The sequence below is a fragment of the Sphingomonas sp. CCH9-F2 genome, from assembly GCF_001556735.1.
GTDB classification, from domain to species: domain Bacteria; phylum Pseudomonadota; class Alphaproteobacteria; order Sphingomonadales; family Sphingomonadaceae; genus Sphingomonas; species Sphingomonas ginsenosidimutans.
On sequence record NZ_LSJO01000165.1, the window covers coordinates 1 to 7,432 of the forward strand.

At 69.8% G+C, this 7,432-nt stretch carries 5 protein-coding genes; 3 read left to right on the forward strand and 2 right to left on the reverse strand.

Annotation, left to right across the window (positions count from 1 at the left end; genetic code table 11):
• The 3 genes from AX685_RS04700 to AX685_RS04710 all read left to right on the forward strand — a co-directional run.
• Nucleotides 1–1,517: GMC oxidoreductase (locus AX685_RS04700; protein ID WP_066485904.1), on the forward strand; the 1,517-nt coding region annotated here is incomplete at its 5' end.
• A gap of 3 nt (nt 1,518–1,520) precedes the next feature.
• A complete protein-coding gene (locus AX685_RS04705) occupies nt 1,521–2,993 on the forward strand; it encodes a glycosyltransferase family 39 protein (RefSeq protein ID WP_066485906.1) in 1,473 nt (490 codons plus the stop codon).
• Nucleotides 2,994–3,202: 209 nt separating this feature from the next.
• The gene (locus AX685_RS04710; protein ID WP_066485908.1) at nt 3,203–4,825 is read left to right on the forward strand and encodes a hypothetical protein; all 1,623 of its coding nucleotides are present in this window, start codon (nt 3,203–3,205) and stop codon (nt 4,823–4,825) included.
• 143 nt (nt 4,826–4,968) lie between these two features.
• Here AX685_RS04710 and AX685_RS04715 read toward each other — a convergent pair whose 3' ends face one another.
• Entirely contained in the window at nt 4,969–5,952 is a 984-nt protein-coding gene (locus AX685_RS04715) for a 2OG-Fe(II) oxygenase (RefSeq protein WP_066485910.1), read from the reverse strand.
• Between the two features lie 105 nt (nt 5,953–6,057).
• On the reverse strand, nt 6,058–7,432 hold a 1,375-nt coding region (locus AX685_RS04720; RefSeq protein WP_156445671.1), incomplete at its 5' end, for a TonB-dependent receptor domain-containing protein.

Sequence of the window (7,432 nt, forward strand, 5' to 3'; positions counted from 1 at the left end):
GTCCCGCCGGGGTCAGCGCCGCGTGGCCACTGGTGGAAGCCGGCGTGCGCGTCCTGATGCTCGACGCGGCGGACACGGAATTGCCCGCCAGCCCCACGCATGCGACGCTGGCGCACTGGCGCGCCGACCCGCACCGCTGGCAGGCGGAAATCGGCCGTGACGGCGCGCTGGCGGACAGCGCGATGTCGCCCAAGTTCGCCACCCCGCTCGCCCGCGCGACGCTGGCCGGGTTCGATACCGCCGCGGGTCTGTCGACGCGGGACTATGTTGCGGTCGGCGCGCTCGCCGCGGGCGGGCTGTCGCGGATCTGGGGTGCGCTCGCCGCCCGCTACGGTGCCGAGGACCTCGCCGCCTTCCCTGCTGACCTCGGCCCCCATTACGACCGCGTCGCACGTCGCATCGGTGTCAGCGGCGGCGATCGGCCTGACCCCGCCGCACTGACGCCGCCCGCCGCACGGTTCGCAGCACGCCACATGGCGCGCAGAGACGGCGGATTCGATCTTCGCGCTGCCCCCAATGCGGTGCTGGTCGGCGAGGAGCGCGAAGGGCGCGGCGCCTGCACCGCCTGCGGCCTGTGCCTGCACGGGTGCGCGCGCGGCAGCATCTATCATGCCGCAACCGAACTGCCCGCGCTGCGTCGCTTCCGCCATTTCACCTATCGCAGCGGCATGCGCGTCGAACGACTGGCGAGCGATGCGGGAATGAACGTCGTGGAGGCACGCGCGGGTGCGCAATCGCTGCGGTTCGCCGCGCCGGTGGTGGTGCTGGCGGCGGGTACGCTGATGACGACCAGCCTGGCCGTGCGCCGGATGGGGCTGGCGGGGCGGCCTTTGCGGCTGGAAAGCAATCCGGTCGGCGGGATCGCCTTCCTGATGCCGCACCTGATCGGTCGAGCGCTGCCCGATCGTTCGTTCGGCCTGGGACAATTGTTCTACACGCTGGCAACCGAGGCGGGCGTCGAGGCGGCAGGCGTCTTCTATGGCGCGGATACGCTGCCGCTCGCCGCGATCGCGGATCGCCTGCCCTTCACTCGCGCGACCGCACTGCGCACCGCGCGCGCGCTGGCACCGGCGCTGCTGCTGGCAACCGGCTACCTGCCCGGGCGCTTCAGCGACAATGTGCTGACGATCGAGGAGGATGGCGCCGCCGGCCGGATGACGATCCGCGGCCACCAGACCGATACGGCGACAGGCCTGCTGCGCGCCAGCTTCGCGCAACTGACGCGCCACGCCCGGCGCCGCGGCGCATTCGGGGTGCCGGGGTCGCTGCAACTGCTTCCCCCCGGAGCCGATGCGCATCCCGCGGCAACGCTGCCGATGGGCGGTATCGGCCCCGCAGCGACCGATAACATGGGGGCGCTCACCAACGTGCCGGGCGTCTTCGTAGCGGACGGCGCGGCACTGCCCTTCCTTTCAGCGCGCCACCCGACCCTGACGATCATGGCCAATGCCGATCGCATCGCCGGAGCACTGGCCCGCCGCCTCTGCTCGACACCAGAGCTCCGGCGGGCAGGCTAGCCCATGATTCCGCGCTTCGGCCGCGCCGATGTCCTCGCCGTCCTGCTTTTCCTGCTGGTCAGCGTACATTATGCCGTCGCCTCCATCACGCTTGCCGCAAGCGCCCCGCTGTGGATGGACGAGGTGCTGGCGGTACGCACCGCGCGGCTGACCGATCCGGCGGCGATCTGGCATGCATTGGTGCACGGCGCCGAGTTTTCCCCGCCCCTTTACGACATGCTGCTGGGGCGGCTGCATGCACTGGGGGTCGACACGCCGATTGGCTGGCGCCTTCCGTCGATCGTGGCGGGCTATGCCGCCGCGATCGCGCTCGGTTCGATCGCATGGCGACGATATGGACGGGTGCCTGCAGCGCTGGCGGCCGGGATAGTGCTGTCTTCGGGCCTGTTCGCCTATGCGGTACAGGCGCGCCCCTATGCGCTGCTGATCGCCGTCTTCGCGCTGGCGCTGGCGATACGCGAACGGCCCGCCGGCGCGCAGCCGTCACCCAGGCGCTGCGCGCTTCTGGCGCTGTTGCTGGTGGTGATGGTGGCGCTGCATTTCTACGCGTTGCTGCTGGTCGCGGTGCTGGTCGCGATCGAACTGGCGGAACGTCGACCGCCATCGCGGGGCGTGCTGGCCGCGAGCGCCGTCGCGGCGGCTTCGATCGCCGCCTGGTTGCCGATCCTGGTCGCGGCACATCACTACAGCGGCGCCGATACGGGGGCACCCGGCTATTACGCGCGCCCGACGCTGGATGCGTTGCTGTCGAGCTACGCACTGACGCTCGGCTGGCCTGCCCTGTTGCTGTTGGGCTTGCTGATCATCGTCGCGCTGCGCCGCGCGCGGGCGCTGCCGGTGCCCGTTCCCGCGTTGGGCCTGTTGACGGTGCCGCTGGTCGTGTTCGCCTTCGCATTGCTGGTCAGCCACAGCTTTACCGACCGCTATGTCGTATCTGCCGCGCTGGGGGCCGGATTGCTCGCCGCCTGGCTGGTCGCGCGACTCGACGAAAACCGCGGGGCGATAGGCCTCGTGGCGCTGGCGCTGCTCGTCCCGGGCAATGATGCGGGGCGTTGGGGCGGGGAGATCGCCAAGCGCGACCGGCTCGACGCGCTCGATGCGGTCGCGCGCGTACCGGGCAACGCCCCCATCGTCACCGGCAGCGGACTGCGCTTCCTGGAAATAGCGGAGAATGCGCGCCCCGAGATCGCGCGCCGCCTTGTCTATCTCGACACGCCGGACATTCCCTCGCCCGATCCCACCAACCGGAACCAGGTGCTGCGCTGGGCTGCGATCGATCCGCGTGTGCGCGTCGCGCCGGCGCGTGACTTCACCTGCGCGCACCCCGCATTGTGGCTGTTCGCGCAACCGGGACCGGGAGGCGCGGACACACTGCCTGACTGGTTCGCGCGTCGCTTCGACATGCCTGATCCACCGGCACGCCGCGCAACGGTGAGGCCCGTGCGCATGCCGTACTGCCGCGGACAGTATCGATAGAATAGCCGGTGATATTGTCGTCGCCGATCGCCCGCCTGCGCACATGCCCGATCCCCCGCCGGCGGGACCGGCTGCGGATCGGCATCTCGTCATATGCGACGTTCACCGATGACGGGACATTGCCGGGCGATCAGAAATCCGCTTCGTACCCGGCCACTGCCTCGAGCGACGGACCGGTCGGGCGGCGGGGAAGGCAAGGGGGAACGACAATGCAGGGTCCTACCACCGATCACAGCGCCGCCGACTGGCGTGCGCCGGACTGGTTCACTCCGCGCCGCGCTTGGTGGGCGGGGGCAGGCGTCTATGCGCTGCTGTGCGTCCTGGCCTATGTCGTCGTGCGGCCCCCGACGCTCCTGTACATTACCGACTATTGGGAACATCGCGCGATCGTGGCGGAGGTGATCCGCCACGGCCTGCATCCGCTCGACCCGATCTATGCCGAAGGGGCTTCCTCGCGGCAGTTCACGCCATGGACGTTCCTGCTCGCCTATGTCGCGCGCTGGACCGGTTGGGGCGTCGACACCGCGATGATGCTGGGGGCGCTGTTGGTGTCGGCGCTGTTTCTGGCGGGCATTCACGCCTTCGCCCGCGCCTATTACGCGCACCGTTGGGCACCCGCCGTTCTGCTGGCCACCGTGACCTGCGCCTGGGGCGTGCCGCCGCTGATCTGGACGGGTTTTCATCCGCTACGCTCGCAACTGCACGGCAATTACTATCCGGCGGAATTGGTGTTCGCGCTAACCTTTCTGGGATGGGCCGCTGTGGTGAGGCTGCTGCGTGCCCGACAGCGCGGCATCGCCGCCGGGGCGCTGGCGCTGGCGCTGGTGGCACTGGTAGCGATCGCGATCGTCACGCATCCTCTCAACGCCCTGTTCCTGCTGGCCGGCGCGACGGCTCTGGCGGTGTTCGATCCGGGGATAGCAATCGCGCGGCGCGGCATGGTGCTTGCGTTGCTGACGACAGGGATCGCCGTCAGCACGCTTTGGCCGTGGTTCAACCCACTGGATCTGGCCGGGCCGGGGACGGTCCGCGGACAGGCGACGTTCAACGATTTCCCCTTCTTTTACAATCCGCTGTTCGTCATCGCGATGCTGTGGCCCGCGATGGCGGCATTGCTGGTCCTGCCGGGGCAACTGCGTGCGGCGCGCACGCGCGTGCCGGCGCTGGCGTTCCTGGCGATCTTCGCCGGCTATCTCGCCGGCGCGGCCGCCGACCTGTCGGTCGCGCACCGCTTCCTCGATTATATCGCGCTGGCGCTGCAGATGATGCTGACGTGGCTGATACTGGATCTGATCGATCAGCGCCCGCCGGCGGCGCCGCTCGATGCGCTGTCGCCGACATCGTGGCGGGTCGCGCGCTGGATCGCCGGGCTGCTGATCGCCGCGCATCTAATGCTGGGTGTCCAGCAGGTGATCCAGCCGTGGGCGCTGGCGGGACCGCCCCAGCCGCTGCGCCCTATCCTAGACGAGGGACCCCGGGTCCATGCCGCGCTGCCGCCAGGCGCACGGGTGATCGGGTGGGACAGCGCAGCGCTGGTGATGCCGGCGTTCGGGACGACGGTAGCTGCGTTTCCGCGACCGATGCCGCTCAGCCCGACCGACGCCGCGCGCCAGGCCGACGTCCGTCGCTTCTTCGACTATCGCCTCCCGGACTGCGATCGCCGCGCGATTGCCGCCCGCTGGGGCGCCACCCGCGCCGTTTGGCTGGTACATGAGGTGGGACCGCGGATCCAGCGCAGGCTCGCCGCGTGGGGACCGGTCGCGACACCCGTCGGCCGCTGGCGCGTCGTCGCGATTCCGCGACCGTGCGTCGGCGCCTCCTCGACGCGGTAAGCCGTCCGCGCAGCGGACCCGGGGGCTATCCAGTCGACCGGTCCGGTGCACCGCTTGATCCCGGGCGCGTCCCCGCCGTCTCGGAACATGATGCAGGGACCGTATTGGTGCGATGTCGATATCTCGGCATGTCCACCGCGTCGTCACCCCGACAACGCCCACGGATCGATCGGGGCGGCGCGGATCCAGCGGGTGGCGAGCCATTTGGTGCCGGCCAGCACCGGTTGCCCGGCGTGGCGGCTGAGCGGGTCGGGGCGACCATCGGGCAGCGTGTTGCGGAACAGCAGCGCGTCGCCGGGCACCGGTACGACGGAGAGGCCGGGTGCGGGAAAGTGCGTGTCGCCGCCGCGATATCCGGCGTTGAGATAGAGCAGCATCGTCATCACGCGCTGGTTCGCGGCACCCGCCATCGTATCGAGATGCGGACGATATTGCTGCCCCGGGCGGTAGCGCAGCACCGTCAGCGGCTCGCCCGCGGCGATATCTGTGCCGCTGGCCGCCGCGATCCGCGCGTTGATCGCGCGGACCACCATGTCCTCGTTCGCGGGGCCGATCGCGGCATCGTCGGCGGTGCGTACCGGATGCGTGACCCAGCGCCCGCTCGCCGGGTCGATCACCCGCGCGGGCGCCAGCATCGGCGCCGCCACGCCCGCAACATGCGCGCATTCGGCCGCCGACAGGAAGCCGCGGAACCGCACCACCCGCGGCGCATCGCATAGCAGCTCGCCGACCGGCGCACGCACCGGCCGCCCCGCCGCGTCGATCGTCATCGCATCGACCAGCGCCAGCTGCGCCGCCGCGACCGGATCGCCAGCCGCCGCGACGCGCAGCAGCGCCAGCGCCCCGCGCCAGTCGGGCGCGGCGGCGCCACTGCCATTCGCGGTCAGCGCCACCTGCATCAACGCGGCGTCGACATGCCCGATCGCGGCGGCGCGGGCGAGCAGGGCGCGCGCCACGGTCAGGTCACGCGGCAGCGGCGTGCCGACGAGCCGCCACACCGCCAGCTGCATCAGCGCATCGGCATCCCCTGCCGCACCGGCATGTTCGAGGACCGCGGCGGCGGCAGTCGCATCGCCAGTCTCGGCCAGGCTGCGCGCCCGTTCGGCGGCGGATCGGGACGGGGTCAACGGCGGTCTCCCGGAACGGGGGCGGCACGCGCCCGTGCCTCACGACGAAAGGGGCCGGCGCGTTCCCGCTCCGGCCCCCCCAATGTCGGTATCCGGCGCGCGGATTCAGAAGCGCGCGCGGAACCCGGCGTAGAAGAACCGGCCACGGTTGTCGTAGATGCCCGAGCCTTCGCCCACGCCCGTCAGCCCATAGGGCGGATCGACGTCGCCGATGTTGGTGACCCCGCCGTAGAAGTTGAACCGGTCGGTCATCTCCAGGTCGAAACGCACGTCATTGTACGTCACCGCCGGATATTTCGCGATTTCCGCATAATCGGGGTTCTGCGGCGGCTCGCCGTTGACACTGTTATAATCCTCGAACGTATTCAGGTACATGCCGCCGATCCAGCGCAGCGTGTGCCCGATCGTGAAACGCCCGAACTTCAGGTCGGTGTTGATGTTGAACTGGTCCTGGGGATAGCTCAGTTCGTTGAGCAGCACGTTGCGGTAATCGGGGCGCGCCGGGTCGGTGTAATCGTCGCGCTGGAACACGTGACTCCACACGCCCTTCAGATTGGCGCGCACCACGCCGAAATCGTGGTTGTAGCCGACCTGCGTATCGAGGCCCCGCGCCTTCAGCCGCGCATAATTCTGCGGGAGGTCCTGGTACGTCCCCTCAAGGATCTGGAACGGGATCTCGCCGTTCGGTCCGCCGTCCGCGCCCGCCCGCTGGAACAGCGCGCAGAACTGGTTGTCGAGCGTGGGCGAATCGTAACAGGCGTTGAGCGCCTGCTGCACCGCGGGCGAGGTGATGACGTTGTTGACGGTGATGTCGTAATAATCGACCGACACCGCCAGCCCGGGGATGAAGCTGGGCTGGAACACCCCGCCCAGCGTCAGCGCATTGGATTCCTCGGCGCGCAGGTTGGCATTGCCGCCGCTCTGGATCTCCAGCGAGGCGGTGTAGACATAGTCATAGCCGTCCGGGCGGCCGGCCGCGGCGCAATTGGCGGCGCGGGTCGCCGATCCGGTGTTGATGTTGCGCGTCGAGCACGGATCGTTGGGCGCCGGGGTGTAATTCTGCCCCAGTGGCGCGAACTGTTCGCCCAGGTACGGCGCACGCACCGACCGCGAATAGCCGCCGCGCAGCATCAGGTCGCTGACCGGGCGCCAGGTGGCGTTGCCGTTCCACGCCCATACGGTGCCGGTCGATCCCTTGTAATCGGCGACGCGCGCCGCGCCGGTCAGCGTCAGTTCCTTGATGAAGAACACGTCCTTGATGAGCGGGACGGACACCTCGCCATAGGCTTCCTTCACTTCGAACGCGGGCGCGCGGAAGCTGGGAATGGCGTTGTAGAAGGCGTAACCCGCCTGCGTCAGCGGATCGAGATCGTAGCTCAGCGTCTCGCGACGATATTCGGCGCCGACCGCGAAGCCGACCGGCCCGCCGGGGAGCGAGAAGAGCTGGCTCAGATCGCCCGACACGAACGCGCTGCCGACG

What these genes read in the sequence shown, in the direction of transcription:
- AX685_RS04705 (WP_066485906.1), top strand. Translation starts at nt 1,521, where the DNA reads ATGATTCCGCGCTTCGGCCGCGCCGATGTCCTCGCCGTCCTGCTTTTC.
- AX685_RS04710 (WP_066485908.1), top strand. Translation starts at nt 3,203, where the DNA reads ATGCAGGGTCCTACCACCGATCACAGCGCCGCCGACTGGCGTGCGCCG.